The organism is Streptomyces sp. NPDC048142 (assembly GCF_043202835.1).
Classification (GTDB): domain Bacteria; phylum Actinomycetota; class Actinomycetes; order Streptomycetales; family Streptomycetaceae; genus Streptomyces.
Genome location: NZ_JBIDBC010000017.1, coordinates 115,966 through 131,815 on the forward strand (window position 1 = coordinate 115,966; position 15,850 = coordinate 131,815).

At 70.7% G+C, this 15,850-nt stretch carries 13 protein-coding genes and 1 pseudogene; 9 read left to right on the top strand and 5 right to left on the bottom strand.

Annotated features, from left to right (window positions below; translation table 11 throughout):
* Positions 1-75: 75 nt before the first annotated feature.
* The 7 genes from nadC (at position 76) to ACGF2Y_RS21975 (ending at position 4,630) form a co-directional block, all read left to right on the top strand.
* Positions 76-1,155, top strand: coding sequence for a carboxylating nicotinate-nucleotide diphosphorylase (gene nadC, locus ACGF2Y_RS21945; RefSeq protein WP_392949969.1), 1,080 nt, complete (start codon positions 76-78; stop codon positions 1,153-1,155).
* Positions 1,155-1,952 (top strand): type III pantothenate kinase, encoded by a 798-nt coding sequence (locus ACGF2Y_RS21950; RefSeq protein ID WP_392949972.1) that lies wholly within the window; start codon positions 1,155-1,157, stop codon positions 1,950-1,952. The genes nadC and ACGF2Y_RS21950 overlap by 1 nt, the downstream gene beginning before the upstream one ends.
* Before the next feature lie 159 nt (positions 1,953-2,111).
* Entirely contained in the window at positions 2,112-2,696 is a 585-nt protein-coding gene (locus ACGF2Y_RS21955; RefSeq protein WP_392950044.1) for a hypothetical protein, read from the top strand.
* Positions 2,697-2,777: 81 nt separating this feature from the next.
* A complete protein-coding gene (locus tag ACGF2Y_RS21960; RefSeq protein ID WP_392949974.1) occupies positions 2,778-2,957 on the top strand; it encodes a hypothetical protein in 180 nt (59 codons plus the stop codon).
* 131 nt (positions 2,958-3,088) lie between these two features.
* Positions 3,089-3,571 carry a BlaI/MecI/CopY family transcriptional regulator gene (locus tag ACGF2Y_RS21965; RefSeq protein ID WP_392949976.1) on the top strand — a complete coding sequence of 161 codons (483 nt, stop codon included), beginning with the start codon at positions 3,089-3,091 and terminating at the stop codon, positions 3,569-3,571.
* 9 nt (positions 3,572-3,580) lie between these two features.
* Positions 3,581-4,150 (top strand): amino-acid N-acetyltransferase, encoded by a 570-nt coding sequence (locus ACGF2Y_RS21970; RefSeq protein ID WP_392949979.1) that lies wholly within the window; start codon positions 3,581-3,583, stop codon positions 4,148-4,150.
* A gap of 144 nt (positions 4,151-4,294) precedes the next feature.
* Positions 4,295-4,630 (top strand): Lsr2 family protein, encoded by a 336-nt coding sequence (locus ACGF2Y_RS21975; RefSeq protein ID WP_003968298.1) that lies wholly within the window; start codon positions 4,295-4,297, stop codon positions 4,628-4,630.
* Here ACGF2Y_RS21975 and ACGF2Y_RS21980 read toward each other — a convergent pair.
* Positions 4,609-5,211 carry an SCO3374 family protein gene (locus tag ACGF2Y_RS21980; RefSeq protein WP_392949981.1) on the bottom strand — a complete coding sequence of 201 codons (603 nt, stop codon included), beginning with the start codon at positions 5,209-5,211 and terminating at the stop codon, positions 4,609-4,611. The two genes, ACGF2Y_RS21975 and ACGF2Y_RS21980, sit on opposite strands and share 22 nt — an antisense overlap.
* 450 nt (positions 5,212-5,661) lie before the next feature.
* Here ACGF2Y_RS21980 and ACGF2Y_RS21985 point away from each other — a divergent pair, with 450 nt between their 5' ends.
* Complete coding sequence (locus ACGF2Y_RS21985) at positions 5,662-8,190, top strand: ATP-dependent Clp protease ATP-binding subunit (protein ID WP_392949984.1); 2,529 nt, start codon at positions 5,662-5,664, stop codon at positions 8,188-8,190.
* A gap of 105 nt (positions 8,191-8,295) precedes the next feature.
* Here the strand turns inward: ACGF2Y_RS21985 and ACGF2Y_RS21990 are convergent, their stop codons facing one another.
* Positions 8,296-11,604 (bottom strand): NACHT domain-containing protein, encoded by a 3,309-nt coding sequence (locus ACGF2Y_RS21990; protein ID WP_392949987.1) that lies wholly within the window; start codon positions 11,602-11,604, stop codon positions 8,296-8,298.
* Positions 11,605-11,747: 143 nt separating this feature from the next.
* Positions 11,748-12,107 (bottom strand): annotated as a pseudogene (locus ACGF2Y_RS21995) (trypco2 family protein); the annotation flags it as partial.
* 456 nt (positions 12,108-12,563) lie between these two features.
* Between ACGF2Y_RS21995 and ACGF2Y_RS22000 the strand changes: the two are divergent.
* A complete protein-coding gene (locus tag ACGF2Y_RS22000; RefSeq protein WP_392949990.1) occupies positions 12,564-13,280 on the top strand; it encodes a M23 family metallopeptidase in 717 nt (238 codons plus the stop codon).
* A gap of 323 nt (positions 13,281-13,603) precedes the next feature.
* Here the strand turns inward: ACGF2Y_RS22000 and cseC are convergent, their stop codons facing one another.
* Positions 13,604-14,941 carry a two-component system sensor histidine kinase CseC gene (gene cseC / locus ACGF2Y_RS22005; RefSeq protein ID WP_392949993.1) on the bottom strand — a complete coding sequence of 446 codons (1,338 nt, stop codon included), beginning with the start codon at positions 14,939-14,941 and terminating at the stop codon, positions 13,604-13,606.
* 181 nt (positions 14,942-15,122) lie between these two features.
* Complete coding sequence (cseB, locus tag ACGF2Y_RS22010; protein WP_392949997.1) at positions 15,123-15,836, bottom strand: two-component system response regulator CseB; 714 nt, start codon at positions 15,834-15,836, stop codon at positions 15,123-15,125.
* Positions 15,837-15,850: the final 14 nt, after the last annotated feature.

Genomic DNA, 15,850 nt, shown 5'->3' on the forward strand with positions numbered 1-15,850 from the left:
CACAGGGCGGCACGGCAGCACGAGAAGCACCAGCCCTACCCGCACCACCCGCCACGCCCCCGAGGAGCCGTCACCGTGAGCACGCCCGAAGAGAATCCGCGCCCCACACCCGTGGACGTACCGCTGATCAGCGTCGGCGCGCCCGCATCGTCCGTGCCGGCGGAAGGCGGCTGCGGCGACGGCTGCGGCTGCGGCGGCGATGGATTCGACCCCGAAGCCCTGGAGTGCGGCCTGGATCCCGCGCTCGCCCTGCTGCTGGCCCAGGCGGGGCTCGATCCCGTCCAGGTCGAGGACGTCGCCCATGTGGCGATCGAGGAGGACCTCGACGGCGGGGTGGACGTCACGACCGTGGCGACCGTCCCCGAGGACGCCACGGTCACCGGTGACTTCACCGCCCGCGAGGCGGGCGTGGTCGCCGGGCTCCGGGTCGCCGAGGCGGTCCTGTCGATCGTCTGCACCGACGAGTTCGAGGTCGAGCGGCACGTCGAGGACGGCGACCGGGTGGTCCCCGGCCAGAAGCTGCTGACCGTCACCACCCGCACCCGGGACCTGCTGACCGGCGAGCGCAGCGCGCTGAACCTGCTCTGCCGTCTCTCGGGCATCGCGACCGCCACCCGCGCCTGGGCGGACGTGCTGGAGGGCTCCAGGGCCAAGGTCCGCGACACCCGTAAGACGACGGCGGGCCTGCGCGCGCTGGAGAAGTACGCGGTGCGCTGCGGCGGCGGCGTCAACCACCGGATGTCGCTCTCCGACGCGGCCCTGGTCAAGGACAACCACGTGGTCGCGGCGGGCGGTGTCGCCGAGGCGTTCAAGCGGGTCCGCGCCGAGTTCCCCGAGCTGCCCATCGAGGTCGAGGTCGACACGATGGAGCAGGTCCGCGAGGTGCTGGACGCGGGCGTCGACCTGATCCTGCTGGACAACTTCACCCCGGCCGAGACCGCCGAGGCGGTCGCCCTGGTCGCCGGCCGCGCGATCCTGGAGTCCTCCGGCCGCCTCACCCTCGACTCGGCCCGCGCCTACGCGGACGCCGGCGTCGACTACCTCGCGGTCGGGGCGCTCACCCACTCCTCGCCGATCCTCGACATCGGCCTGGACTTCCGCGACGCGTCCGCGGCCGTGGACGCGTCCACCTCCGCCGACGGGGCCGACGCCTGATGCTGCTCACCATCGACGTCGGCAACACCCACACGGTCCTCGGCCTCTTCGACGGCGAGGAGATCGTCGAGCACTGGCGGATCTCCACCGACGCCCGCCGCACCGCCGACGAGCTGGCCGTCCTGCTCCAGGGCCTGATGGGCATGCACCCGCTGCTCGGCATGGAGCTGGGCGACGGCATCGAGGGCATCGCGATCTGCGCCACCGTCCCCTCGGTCCTGCACGAGCTGCGCGAGGTCACCCGCCGCTACTACGGCGACGTACCCGCCGTCCTGGTGGAGCCCGGCGTCAAGACGGGCGTGCCGATCCTGATGGACAACCCCAAGGAGGTCGGCGCGGACCGCATCATCAACGCGGTCGCCGCCGTCGAGCTGTACGGGGGCCCGGCGATCGTCGTCGACTTCGGCACCGCCACCACCTTCGACGCGGTCTCCCCGCGCGGCGAGTACGCGGGCGGGGTGATCGCCCCCGGCATCGAGATCTCGGTCGAGGCGCTCGGCGTCAAGGGCGCGCAGCTCCGCAAGATCGAGCTGGCCCGGCCGCGCAGCGTGATCGGCAAGAACACCGTCGAGGCCATGCAGTCCGGCATCGTCTACGGCTTCGCGGGCCAGGTCGACGGGGTGGTGACCCGGATGAAGAAGGAGCTGGCCGCCGACCCGGACGAGGTCACCGTCATCGCGACGGGCGGCCTTGCTCCGATGGTGTTGGGGGAGTCCTCGGTCATCGACGAGCACGAGCCGTGGCTGACGCTCATCGGGCTGCGCCTGGTGTACGAGCGGAACGTGTCCCGGTCGTAGCGGCGCCGTGCGGGAGCCCGGCGTACCTGCGGGAGCGGCCGGGGGCGGGGCCGGGGCGCCGTTCGGGCACGCCGCGCCACCGGCGACCAGTTAAACGGATTTTGTCCATTTAGCACGTATTGTCGCGTTATGCCCACGCCCTACGGTTCACGAGGCGGCATGGCGTTCAGCGCGGACGAGCTGCGGGTGCTCCGACGTGCCCTCGCCATCGCCCTCCATCCCATGCCCCTGTCCGACGAGGATGTCCAGGACTGCCTGCGGCTCGCGGGCTCCGTGGACGAGGCGGTCGGCGAGGCGGGTCGGCTGCGAGCGTTCCTTCTCGCCGACCTCGCCCGCTACCGCAACGCCCTCCCCGGTTCCGCCGCCGGCTACCTGGAACTGCTCCAGGACGCCCTGGCGGCCGGTTACGACCCCCGCCCGGACGATCTGGCCGCCCTGCGGGCCCTGCGCGGGGGGCGGCTCGCGGCGGCCCTCCTGGAGCGCTGCCAGGTGCTCGCCGAACGTTCCGTACGGGCCCGGCTCGCCGGCCGCTCCGTCGGGCTCACGGCGCCCGGCCCCCGCAGCCGGCTGCTCGCCCTGCCCGGTGGCCGCGCCGCCGACCGGGAACCGGACCGGCCCAGGACCCCGGCCGCCCCGGGCCACCCGCAGAAGCCCGGCGACCGCCCGATGCCCAAGCCCTCGGAGGTCTTCCCGCCGCGCCGCCGGCCCGCGCCGCCGCCGCCCGAGGAGCGGGCGGCCGGCTGACTTCCCAGCGGCATCCGACGCGGCGGCATCCACCGGGAGGCCGCCGCGTCGGGCCGTCCGCGGCTCGCTACTCTGGACGGCATGGACTATGTATCCGCGCTCGTGCCCCCCGTGGTGATGGCCGTCTTCTTCATCGCTCTGATCGTGATCATCGTCAAGAGTCAGGGTGGTCCGAACAAGACCAAGGAGGACGGCGCGGTGGACGCGGCGCTCGCCCGCGCGGAAACCGCAAAGCAGACCGCTCGTCCGGAGAATGTCTGACCGCGGGAGCGGCCCGCCCGCACCGCGCCTTCCCGGCGTACGTCCCCGGAGCGCACGGCTCATCAGAGCTGTGCGCTCTTTTGCTGTGTAAATACCCCAACATTTGGGGCATCTAGCACTAAAATGATCTCGTGCCCCGTCAATTGGGAGACCTGGAAGACGCCGTGATGACACGCGTCTGGCAATGGAACCGGCCGGTCACCGTGCGGGAAGTCCTTGAGGACCTTCAGCGGGAACGGTCCATCGCCTACACGACCGTGATGACGGTAATGGACAATCTTCATCAGAAGGGCTGGGTACGCAGGGAAGTCGACGGCCGCGCCTATCGATATACGGCCGTCTCCACCAGGGCCGCCTACTCGGCCGCCCTGATGAACGAAGCCTGGTCACGCAGTGACAACCCCGCCGCCGCACTTGTCGCGTTCTTCGGCATGATGTCCGCCGAGCAGCGCGAAGCGCTGGAGGATGCCGTTCGCATGGTTTCCCCCAACCCCGCGGGAACCGCCCCCGGCACTCCCGCCGAAACTGCCCCCGGCAACCCCGCGGAACCACCCGCCGGCACCACCGGAGATGACGCCCCGGCCGATGGCGCGACGCCGGAGAGCGGGCGATAGCGTCGGGGCATGTCCTCAGAGCAGCCGCAAAGCGATCCGGAAACCGAACTCCATACCGACCCGTCGGTAAATAAGCCCGCCATCACCGTCCGGCGGGCCAGGACGAGTGATGTCGCGTCGGTGCGACGACTCCTCGACGGGTACGCGTCCGGGGGCATCCTGCTCGACAAAGCGACCGTCACCCTTTACGAGGACATCCAGGAGTTCTGGGTCGCGGAACGCGACGAGGACGCGACGGTCATCGGCTGCGGCGCACTTCATGTCATGTGGGAAGACCTGGCGGAAGTACGGACCCTTGCCGTCGACCCCCGCGTCAAGGGCGCGGGAGTCGGGCACCACGTACTGGACAAGCTCCTGCAGACCGCGCGATGGCTCGGTGTCCGCAGGGTTTTCTGTCTCACCTTCGAAGTGGACTTCTTCGCGAAGCACGGCTTCGTCGAGATCGGAGAGACGCCCGTCGACACCGATGTCTACAGTGAGCTGCTGCGTTCCTACGACGAGGGTGTCGCGGAGTTCCTCGGTCTCGAACGAGTGAAGCCGAACACCTTGGGTAACAGTCGGATGCTTCTGCACCTGTGATCTGCGGAAGAACCTGCAACCCTATGTCCGAATCGCGTACGTTTCCCGTCTTCTCGGGCTGCTGAACCTCTCCCGGGGGTTTGTGTTTTCGAGAGAAAAGCGGTTTCCTTTCCGCGTACTCCATTTTCGATGAAAGGATATCCCGTGGCACAGAAGGTTCAGGTCCTTCTTGTCGATGACCTCGACGGTGTCGAGGCCGACGAGACCGTCACGTTCGCTCTTGACGGCAAGACGTACGAGATCGACCTCACCACGGCCAACGCGGACAAGCTTCGCGGCCTTCTCGAGCCCTACACCAAGGGTGGACGCCGTACCGGTGGCCGTGCCGCCACGGGCCGCGGCAAGGGCCGCGCCGTGGCCGGAGGCAACAAGGACACCGCGGAAATCCGCCGGTGGGCGCGGGAGAACGGCCACAATGTGAATGACCGCGGCCGCGTTCCCGCCGAGATCCGTGAGGCTTACGAGAAGGCCAACGGCTGATCCGCACTACCCCTTGTCAGCACCCCGGAACGGGCGCGTGACAGCCGGACCCGATGGCATTCCGTAGCCGCGGCGTCCACCAGGCGTACGAGATCGGGGGCATCCCCACCGCTGCTCCCGAAGCCCGCGAGGGCCGGCAGTGCCGGCTCGGACGCATCTCTCGGCTCTGGGGGCCGCAGCCAGAGGGCGGCCCCCGGCGAGTCCCCCGGGGCGCCCGGGAGAGGCGGGGCCGTGACGCGGCCCCCCGCACCCACGGCGGTCAGGTCCAGCGGGACCGGGCCCCACTCCAGCCAGTCGAGCAGCCCCGGCAGCTCATCGGCGCCGCCCGCGGCGACCAGCAGCCCCATCCGCGCACCGGACAGCAGCACGGGACCGGTGCGCACCCCGCGCCGCAGCACGGCGTGACCGGCCTCGGCGGGCAGCTCCAGCACATCGAAGCGCACCCCGGTGAGCAGCCGCAGCGGAGCACGTCCCGCGGTCGCCCAGCCCAGCTCCCCCGCGTACCGCCGGGCGAGAGTGGCGTCGGCGGAACCCGGAGCGGCATCGGGTGACGATCGGGGCTGCGGGACGGTGGGGGTCATGCCCGATGAACCGCCGAACCACCCCTGGGGTTACGAAGGGTTCGCGCCGCATCACGGTGCGTGCCGCCCATGGGGGCGCGCGAGAGCGTTCACCAGCGCAAGGTTGTTCGCCCGTAGCGGAGGGAACCGGGGCGCGCCGCATGGACTGTCAGTGATTGCGGGTAAGACTTTCCTAGTGGGAAGGGGCGACACGCTGGCCGAGGCGTCTCACGTTCGCCATCGGCGTACTGGCGAAAGGGGTATCTGCCTGGCCTGCGGGAACATCGTCTCGCACCATCGGGTTGGAGCAGTTGTCAGCTGTTTCGGCAGTAAGAATCCCCGCCGGTGCGGGGTGATCCGGACGGATGTCGGCAGTTGGAATGAGCTGTCCCGTCCTGCGGGACTAGCATGCGGAAGGACTGGGAGGGGACCGACCCCTCACTGACCGACCGCTCTGAGGAGCGATTAACGATGTTCGAGAGGTTCACCGACCGCGCGCGGCGGGTTGTCGTCCTGGCTCAGGAAGAAGCCCGGATGCTCAACCACAACTACATCGGCACCGAGCACATCCTCCTGGGCCTGATCCACGAGGGTGAGGGTGTCGCCGCTAAGGCCCTGGAGAGCCTCGGGATTTCGCTCGAGGCGGTCCGCCAGCAGGTGGAGGAGATCATCGGGCAGGGGCAGCAGGCTCCTTCCGGGCACATCCCCTTCACCCCGCGAGCCAAGAAGGTCCTGGAGCTGTCGCTCCGCGAGGCTCTTCAGCTGGGCCACAACTACATCGGCACCGAGCACATCCTGCTCGGCCTGATCCGCGAGGGCGAGGGCGTCGCCGCCCAGGTCCTCGTGAAGCTGGGCGCCGACCTGAACCGGGTCCGGCAGCAGGTCATCCAGCTGCTTTCCGGGTATTCGGGCGGCAAGGAGGCGGCCACCGCAGGCGGTCCCGCCGAGGGCACGCCCTCCACGTCCCTGGTGCTCGACCAGTTCGGCCGGAATCTCACCCAGGCCGCTCGTGAGTCCAAGCTCGACCCGGTCATCGGGCGCGAGAAGGAGATCGAGCGGGTCATGCAGGTGCTGTCCCGCCGGACCAAGAACAACCCGGTCCTCATCGGCGAGCCCGGTGTCGGCAAGACGGCGGTCGTCGAGGGCCTGGCCCAGGCGATCGTCAAGGGCGAGGTGCCCGAGACCCTCAAGGACAAGCACCTCTACACCCTGGACCTCGGCGCCCTGGTCGCCGGTTCGCGCTACCGGGGTGACTTCGAGGAGCGCCTGAAGAAGGTCCTCAAGGAGATCCGCACCCGCGGCGACATCATCCTGTTCATCGACGAGCTCCACACGCTCGTCGGTGCGGGTGCCGCGGAAGGCGCCATCGACGCGGCTTCGATCCTGAAGCCCATGCTGGCGCGCGGTGAGCTCCAGACCATCGGCGCCACCACGCTCGACGAGTACCGCAAGCACCTGGAGAAGGACGCGGCCCTGGAGCGCCGCTTCCAGCCCATCCAGGTCGCGGAGCCGTCGCTGCCGCACACCATCGAGATCCTCAAGGGTCTGCGCGACCGTTACGAGGCCCACCACCGGGTCTCCATCACGGACGAGGCCCTCGTCCAGGCCGCGACCCTGGCCGACCGGTACATCTCGGACCGCTTCCTGCCGGACAAGGCGATCGACCTGATCGACGAGGCCGGATCCCGGATGCGCATCCGCCGGATGACCGCGCCGCCGGACCTCCGCGAGTTCGACGAGAAGATCGCGGGCGTCCGCCGCGACAAGGAGTCGGCCATCGACTCCCAGGACTTCGAGAAGGCGGCTTCCCTCCGCGACAAGGAGAAGCAGCTGCTGGCGGCGAAGGCCAAGCGGGAGAAGGAATGGAAGGCCGGCGACATGGACGTCGTCGCCGAGGTCGACGGCGAGCTCATCGCCGAAGTCCTGGCCACGGCCACCGGCATCCCGGTCTTCAAGCTGACGGAGGAGGAGTCCTCCCGCCTGCTGCGCATGGAGGACGAGCTCCACAAGCGCGTCATCGGGCAGAAGGACGCCATCAAGGCCCTTTCGCAGGCGATCCGCCGTACGCGAGCCGGTCTGAAGGACCCGAAGCGCCCCGGTGGCTCGTTCATCTTCGCCGGCCCGTCCGGTGTCGGTAAGACCGAGCTCTCCAAGACGCTCGCCGAATTCCTCTTCGGCGACGAGGACGCGCTGATCTCCCTCGACATGTCGGAGTTCAGCGAGAAGCACACGGTTTCCCGCCTCTTCGGTTCGCCCCCCGGCTACGTGGGCTACGAGGAGGGCGGCCAGCTCACCGAGAAGGTGCGCCGCAAGCCGTTCTCCGTCGTCCTCTTCGACGAGGTCGAGAAGGCCCACCCCGATATCTTCAATTCCCTGCTCCAGATTCTGGAGGACGGTCGCCTGACCGACTCCCAGGGCCGGGTCGTGGACTTCAAGAACACGGTCATCATCATGACGACCAACCTCGGGACCCGGGACATCTCGAAGGGCTTCAACCTGGGCTTCGCCGCCCAGGGCGACGTCAAGACGAACTACGAGCGGATGAAGGTCAAGGTCAACGAAGAGCTCAAGCAGCACTTCCGGCCGGAGTTCCTCAACCGTGTCGACGACACGGTGGTCTTCCACCAGCTGACCGAGGAAGACATCATCCAGATCGTCGACCTCATGCTCGCCAAGGTCGACGAGCGGCTCAAGGACCGGGACATGGGCATCGAGCTCAGTGCCGAGGCCAAGATGCTGCTGGCGAAGAAGGGCTACGACCCCGTGATGGGCGCCCGGCCGCTGCGCCGGACGATCCAGCGGCAGATCGAGGACATCCTCTCCGAGAAGATCCTCTTCGGTGAGCTGCGTCCCGGTCACATCGTGGTCGTGGGTACCGAGGGCGAGGGTGACGCGAAGACGTTCACCTTCCGCGGCGAGGAGAAGTCGGCACTGCCCGACGTCCCGCCGATCGAGCAGGCGGCAGGCGGCGCCGGCCCGAACCTGACGAAGGACGCGTGACACCCGCGTAGAGCACCACTGAGGGGCTGCCCCGGAATCGGCTTGACGGCCGGTCCGGGGCAGCCCCTTTTTTCCGTGGATCAGCAGCGGATGACGGTCCGTGGATCAGTAGCGGACGACGGTGAGGCGATCGCCCAGTCCGTCCGCTCCGAGAAGCGCGCGGTGCTCCTGTCCCCGGACGTCCACCGTGAGTTCCGGCCAGTCGTGGAGCGAGGTGAGGTCCAGCTTCCCGGTGTGGTCCGAGGCCTGCAGGGTGAGGTGGGAGGCCTCCGGGAAGAGGGTGCGGAGCAGCGACAGGTCCGTGCCGTGCGCCGGGGACGGCACGGTCAGGCTCTCGATGGACGGGACGGGCACAGCCTCGCCGGGCCGCCCCGGCCGGGGGAAGGACCTGAACTCGATGTCGCTGATCCCGGAGTGCGCACGCAGCTCGGCGAGCGCCTCATCGACGTTCTTGAGCCGGGACACCTTCAGCGACGTCAGCGACGACCAGGCGCCGAGCCCGGCCAGAACGAACGGGCGGTCACTTGCCAGACCGAGATGGGTGACCCCGGGGTGAGCGGGGATGAGACCCAGCCCGTCCTCCGGGAGGTTCTCCAGATCCAGCAGGGCCAGGCGGTCGGGCAGGCCCGCGACCTGCTCCCAGTGTGCGGGCGGCACGTGCGCGACATCCAGGAACAGGACGTTCAGCGCGGTGAACTCCGTGAGCGGCCGCAGATCCCTGATGTCCGGGCACCCTCCGATGGACAGCAGCGTCAGCCACTCGCGTACGGGAAAGAGGCAGGAGAGATCGGCGAGCCGCTGATTGTCGCTGATGTAGAGGCTCTCCAGCTCGTGCTTCCCCGCCAGTGCCTCGCTGATCTCCGACTCCGGCAGATCCCTGCTCAGGGACAGGGCGTGAGGGGACGGGAGATGCCGAACGGCCCTGAGCCGTTCGCGGTCGCTGATCAACAACACGGAAGCGGCGAGGTCGCAGTGGGCCAGAACCTCGGTGGCGTAGGCCTCGGGAGGGAAGCTCTTCCAGCTGTGGGTGAACTCATGGGCGGCCTGGGGGTGGGCGAGGGTCCAGGTGCGGGCGTGGGCCAGCGCCTCGCTTCCGCCGATCTCGGCGATCAGGTTCGCCATGTACCGGATCGAAGGGTCGTCGGGCGGCAGGCTCTCCGGCGCGGGGAGTCCGTCCAGGGCCGCCGGTCCCAGCCGTGCCACCGACTTGGCCTGGTCGTGGTCCAGCAACGGGTACAGCGCCGCCGTACTCCGGCGGACCCGCTCCCGTACCCGGTCCTCCAGCCACGCCGCGTGCTGCGCGCACAGCGCGGCCAGCACGTGGAGGTCGACGCGCTCCGTCGCCCCGTCCTCGTGCTTCAGGCCCGCGTCCAGCAAACCGTCCACCAGCACCGCCAGTTCGCGGCGGCCGCAGTGCCCCGCCGCCAGCAGGATCACGTCCTGCCAGGGTTCCTCGTCCGCGTGCCGCAGCAGTTCGTTGAGGTGGTCGTCCTCGACGAGTTCCTTCGCGGCCAGGTAGTCCTGGAACGTCCGGTGGATGAACTGGTAGGTGTCGTCGGTGTGTTCCTGGAGCAGGCCGCTGCGGTTGAGCAGGTGGGTGAGGATCTTCTCGGGCGGGCCCTGCGCGCTCACCCGCTCCATTCCTGCCAGCGCGCGGCCGAGTTGGCGCAGTGCCTGTTCCCGGGTGAACTCCGACTGGCCCTCGCGGACCAGCCAGACGGCGATCCGCTGGAGGAGCTGGGTGGATTCCTCGACGCCGAGTTCGATGCCCTCGGGGTCCCCGATCCGGCGGCGGTGGTCGCGGTGGCCGAGGAGCATCTCCAGGGCCGAGCGGTACAGCTTCCAGCGGGTCTCGGGGAGGAAGCCGTCGCGGCGGCGGTGCAGGGCGCAGATGACCGCGCAGAGCAGGGGCGTACGAGCCAGGTCGCGCAGCGTGGCGTTCTGGTCGAACTGGCGGGACAGGTCGTGTTCGAGTTCGTCCAGCCGCTCGTGGTCGTCCTCGGACAGCCGGGCCGCCCGGTGCCAGGAGGCCACGAACGCCTGGATGTCCTCGTTCCGCATCGGCAGCAGCCGCAGTTCCCCGAAGCCTTCGGAGCGCAGCCAGTCCGGCTCGACGGCGAGCGGTCGTACGGTCGCGACGCACCGGGTGTCCGGGTAGCGGGCCAGGAGCTGCGAGAGCCAGGAATGCGCCTGCTCACGCTCCTGCGGCGGCACCTCGTCCAGGCCGTCCACCAGCAGGAGCGCCCGCCCGGACTCCAGGACCCGGCCCGCCCAGCCCTCCGGGGCCGTATCGATCGGCAGGCCCGCCGCGACGGACAGGCCGGCCGGTCCCGGGAACGTACCGCCACGGGCCCGCAGGGTGCGCAGCGGCACCACGAAGGGGATCAGGCCGTTCAGCGGGGCCGGCGCGTCGCCCAGGGTGCGGGCCGAGGCGTGCGCGGCGAGCCACCACAGCAGCGTCGTCTTGCCCGCGCCCGCCTCGCCGCGCAGCAGGACCCGGGGGCGGTCGGCGAGGAGGGCGTCGATGCGCTGGGGGAGGGGCGGGGCGAAGGCGGGCGCGGGAGCGGGAGCGGTCCGGTCCTGCGCCCGGTCCTGGGCTTGGGCCTGGGCCTCCAGGCTGAGGTAGGCGGTGTCCAGGTCCCACTCGGCGTCGTGCCGGCTCAGCTCGTCCAGGCCGAAGATCTTCGTACGGCGGTACGCGACACCGAGCGCCTGCGCGTACTCCGCCTCGTACCGCAGGTCTCTCGGGAAGCTGCCGTGGACACGCTCCTGGCGCAGGTCGATCCCGGTCCGCTGACAGACGAGGCGGAAGGGCTTCGCCGCCAGGACCGGGGCGAGCGGGACGCACTCGACCCGGCGGCCGTCGCGCCGGCGCGGGACCTGCCGGGCGACGCCGAGCAGCACGTCCCCCATGAAGACCGGGCCGCCGGAGAGCCCGGACAGGGCGGCGGGCTCGTCGTCCGGGCGCGCGGCGGGCGGCCCGTCGAGGTCGCAGACCAGCAGGTCGCGGACGCGGCCCGCCATGGGCAGGACCGTCGCCGTGTACTGGTCGGCCTCCAGGCGCTGGTCGCGGCCGTAGCGCTGGACGCGGGGGAAGCCGATGATCTCGCACCCGGGGATCGCCTGGCGGGTGTCGACCACGCCGAGCCGCACGGGAGGGACCGGCCGCACCGGCTCGACGGCCTGGAGGAGCGCCACGTCCAGGCGGTAGTCGATCCAGGCGACCGTGGCCCGGGTGCGCTCCGGGCTGCCCGGGTGGGCCACGTGGACGGACCCGGTCTTGACCACATGGGCGCAGGTCAGGATCAGCAGGTCGGTGAGGAGGACCCCGCTGCCCTGGAGGGCGCCGGAGACGACCACCGTGCGGTCGGCGGGGTGGAGGACGGGCGGGCTCGGCGGGGCCGGCGCGCTCACGGGCGTACGAGCCCGCCGCCGACGCCCGCCGGGCCGTCACCCGGGCGGGATGCGCCGCGCGCCCCGGCTGTGCTTCCGCCGAATCCGGCGGTGTTCCCGCCGGACCCGGCTGTGCTTCCGCCGGACTCTGCTGTGTTCCCGCCGGACTCGGCCGTACTCCCGCCGAATCCGGCCGTCGACCCGTCGTCCTCCGTACCGATCTCCCACGCCTCGCCCGTCGCGGCGTTGCGCGGGGTCAGGGTGAAGGCCACCTTGTGCGTGCGGCCCGTGGTGCGGGTGGCGTCCGCGCCCGCCTCGATCACCCAGGCCTTCACCTTGCCGCCCGCTCCGGCCTCCCGGCGCAGTTCGAGGGTGAACTCCATCTGGATGTCGCCCACCGCGAAGGAGACGGGGTGGTCGGTGGCCCGGGTCGCCGCGTCGATGAGCTGGCTGCGGATGGACGCGACGGCATCGGCGAGCTCGATGCCGTCCAGCGCGTGGGCGTGGGTGTTCTCGGCCGTCATGGTGTCCCCCCGGGGTGCGGTGCCGCTTTCCCGTCAGCGTAGTGAAGGAGCAGGCCGAAGGTCCCGAATCGGACAGACCGAGGTCCCACCGGCGGTGACAAGGCGCACAGCCCGAAACGGGTGTACTACCCGGACTAGGAGAAAGGGGCATGATCGGCCGCGGGACCTTCGGCCCGGCATCGGCAGGTCCCTTCGAGGCTGTGGGCGATACAGGTGTTTCACGGTGCTGTGTCCGGAAAAGCCCCCATGGAGCAGGCGCTAAACGTCTTCCGCACGAAGGATTTCGTAGCCCGCACCGACTCCTCGTAAGGGACAAGCGCGACGAATTCCGCCGGCTTCCTCTACGGCTTTTCTTCGTAGATGGGGTGTTTGAGCACCGATGGGTGCGCGGGTTACCAAGGTGGAGCAAGCCCGGACAGCACGCCGGGTCCACTCACCTTCGGAGGACTTCCTCGTATGAAGCGCGCAACGAACCAGCACACCATCCGCCCGTCCGCCCTCCGCGTCCGTGGCGCCGTCCTGGCCGCCGGCCTGGGGGCGTCCGCGGTGCTGGGTGCCGGTACGGCGTTCGCCTCCAGCAGCACCGGTGCTGCCGCCGCTCCCCTCGCCGCGAGCACGGTCGCCGACTCGGTCGCCCAGCAGGCGACCGCGCAGGGCAAGGCCGCCGAGGCGGCCAAGAAGGCGGCCGCCAAGAAGGCCTCCGACGCGAAGAAGAAGGCCGAGGACAAGAAGAAGGCCGCGAAGAAGAACGCCGCCTCCTGGAAGTCCCCGGTCAAGAAGTACACGCTGAGCGCCAGCTACGGCACCGGCGGCGCCCGCTGGGCCGCCAAGCACTCCGGCCAGGACTTCGCCGTGCCGGTCGGCACCAGCGTCGTGGCCGTCCACACCGGCACCGTGGTGAAGGCCGGCCCGAACGGCGCCGGCGACGGCCCCGCGTACGGCAACGCCGTCGTGATCAAGCACTCCAACGGCAAGTACTCGCAGTACGCGCACCTGTCGAAGGTCAACGTGAAGATCGGCCAGCACGTGAAGACCGGCCAGAAGATCGCCCTGTCCGGCAACACCGGCAACTCCAGCGGCCCGCACCTTCACTTCGAGATCCGCACCACCCCGAACTACGGCTCGGCGCTGAACCCGGCCGCGTTCCTCCGCTCGGTGCACGTCTCCATCTGATCCGGCCGGAGTAAGGGTGCCCGCCGGGACCGGCGGGCGCGCGGTACAACCGAAAAGAGTCAGTGGACCCGTTACACCCCGGTACCTGGGGCGTGCGCCCGGGTCACCCGACCGACGGCGACGTCGAGGACAGCCTCACGGCTCACTCCTCGGGGTCGCCGTCGGCGTTCCGTCACCCTGCCCGACGGGGCCCGACCCGGCGCTCGGTCCGATGCCCGCCCCGGCTCAGTCCGACGACCAGCCGCTGGTCCGCCGTCCGCAGCCGCCCGCCTCGGCTCAGCCCGATGCCTGCCACGGCTCAGTGCGACGGACCGACCCGCGGCTCAGTCCGACGCCTGCCGCTGGTCCGCCATCCGCAGCACCGGGAAGCTCCCCGTCACCGTCGGCGCGTGCTCCGGCAGCCACAGCACCGCGATCGCCCCGCCCGTGCCCTCCGCCGCGCCCGAGGGCGCCGCGTTGCGGAAGGTCAGCCGGGCCCCCAGCACCCTTGCCTGGCCCGCCGCGATCGTCAGGCCAAGACCGTGTCCGTGCCCGGCCCGGTCCATGCTTCCGGTACGGAACCGGCTCGGCCCGTCCCGCAGCAGCGCCTCCGGGAACCCCGGACCGTGGTCGCGGACCCGCACCACCCGGCCCTCGACCGTGACCTCCACCGGGGTGGAGCCGTGCTTGGCGGCGTTCCCGAGCAGATTGCCGAGGATGCGCTCCAGCCGGCGCGGATCGGTGGAGACCCAGGACTCGTGCACCACCTGGACGGTCACCTCGGGGTTCAGCAGCCCGATCCGGCGGCTGACGAACTCGCCGAGCGGCAGCTCCTGGAGTTCCGCCCGCTCCGACGCACTGTCCAGACGGGCCACCTCCAGGACGTCCTCGACCAGCGTGCGCATCGCCTGGGCCCGGTCCCGTACCAGCTCGGTGGGACGGCCCGGCGGCAGCAGCTCGGCCGCGGTGAGCAGTCCGGTCACCGGGGTACGCAGCTCATGGGCGATGTCCGCGGTGACCCGGCGCTCCGCCTCGATCCGTTCGTTCAGCGCGTCGGTCAGTGCGTCGACCGCCCGCGCCAGCTCGTCGGTCTCGTCGCGGACGACCCCGCCGACGGCCTCCCTGACCCGTACGTCCGTCTGCCCCTGGGCGACCCGGCCCGCCGCGGCCGCCGCCTTGCGCAGCCGGCGCGAGAGCTGGCCGCCGATGAGCACCCCGAGCGCGCAGCCGCCGAAGACCACCGAGACCGAGCCGATGATCAGGGCCCGGTCGAGGTCGTCCATGATCGTGGCGGAACGGTCCGCGAACCGGGTGTGCAGCGAGAGCACGTCCCCGCCCGCCAGCGGAACCGCCGCCCAGACCTGGGGGACCCCGTCGGGGCCCTGCGCCACATGGGTGGCCCGGCGGTTCTTGCGGACCTCGTCGCGCAGGCTCGGCGGGATCGCCGGGTCGTTGAGCTTCGCCCCGAACTTCGGCCCGCCCTTCTGCATGCTCGTCGCCTCGTAGAAGCGCTGGGCGCCCAGCAGCCGTTCCAGCTGCACCTCGCGGGCGTTCTCGATCATCGAGACGCGGGCCGCGTTGTGCACCACGAGGCTCAGCGCCACCGCGATGAGCGCGCCGACGGCCGCGATGGCGATGCTGATCTTCCAGCGGACACCGGTCCGCAGGGCCAGTCGCTTCATCCCCGCCCCACCGGCCGTTTGTTCCCCACCGGTCGCTTCATCCCCGCAGACCGCATCCCCGCAGACCGCATCCCCGCAGACCGCATCCCCGCAGACCGCATCCGCGCAGACCGCATCCGCGCAGACCGCATCCCCGCAAGCCGCGTCGTCCGCGCAAGCCATGTCATTCGCGTAAGCCGCATCATCCGCGCAGCTTGTAGCCGAAGCCGCGGACCGTATCGATCCGGTCCTGGCCGATCTTGGTGCGCAGCCGCTGGACGTGGACGTCCACCACCCGGGTATCACCGCCCCAGCCGTAGTCCCAGACCCGCTCCAGGAGCTTGTCGCGCGACAGGACGGTACCCGGCGCGGACGAGAACTCCAGCAGCAGCCGCATCTCGGTGGGCGTCAGCGCCACCTGCTCACCGGCGCGCCGCACCTCCATGCCGTCGGTGTCGACCTCCAGATCGCCGAAGACGAGCACCCCGCCGAGCGCCTCGGCGTCCCCCTCCGTACCGCCCTGGCCCAGGCCGTCCGGCCCGGCCGCGTGGCCGAAGCGACGCAGCACCGCCCGGATGCGGGCGACCAGGACCGCGCCGTCGAAGGGCTTGGTGACGTAGTCGTCGGCCCCGGCCTCCAGGCCGAGCACCACGTCGATCGAGTCGGCCCGCGCGGAGAGCATGATCACGGGGACGGTCGACTCGTCCCGGATACGGCGGCACAGGCTCACCCCGTCCAGGCCCGGCACCATCACGTCGAGCAGGGCGATGTCCGGCCGGTCGGCGCGGAACGCCTCCAGACCGGAGAGCCCGTCGGGCATCGCGGTGACCGTGAAGCCGACCCGCTCCAGGGCGAGCTGGGTGGCCTCGCGGATGACGTCGTCGTCCTCGACGAAGAGGACGTGGGTCTCGGCCATGGGACTGCTTCTCG

Bases quoted from the DNA above. Each gene is read 5' to 3' on its own strand.
- ACGF2Y_RS21950 (WP_392949972.1), top strand. From the start codon at position 1,155: ATGCTGCTCACCATCGACGTCGGCAACACCCACACGGTCCTCGGCCTC.
- ACGF2Y_RS21955 (WP_392950044.1), top strand. From the start codon at position 2,112: ATGGCGTTCAGCGCGGACGAGCTGCGGGTGCTCCGACGTGCCCTCGCC.
- ACGF2Y_RS21960 (WP_392949974.1), top strand. From the start codon at position 2,778: ATGGACTATGTATCCGCGCTCGTGCCCCCCGTGGTGATGGCCGTCTTC.
- ACGF2Y_RS21970 (WP_392949979.1), top strand. From the start codon at position 3,581: ATGTCCTCAGAGCAGCCGCAAAGCGATCCGGAAACCGAACTCCATACC.
- ACGF2Y_RS21980 (WP_392949981.1), bottom strand. From the start codon at position 5,211: ATGACCCCCACCGTCCCGCAGCCCCGATCGTCACCCGATGCCGCTCCG.
- ACGF2Y_RS21985 (WP_392949984.1), top strand. From the start codon at position 5,662: ATGTTCGAGAGGTTCACCGACCGCGCGCGGCGGGTTGTCGTCCTGGCT.
- ACGF2Y_RS22000 (WP_392949990.1), top strand. From the start codon at position 12,564: ATGAAGCGCGCAACGAACCAGCACACCATCCGCCCGTCCGCCCTCCGC.
- cseC (WP_392949993.1), bottom strand. From the start codon at position 14,941: ATGAAGCGACTGGCCCTGCGGACCGGTGTCCGCTGGAAGATCAGCATC.
- cseB (WP_392949997.1), bottom strand. From the start codon at position 15,836: ATGGCCGAGACCCACGTCCTCTTCGTCGAGGACGACGACGTCATCCGC.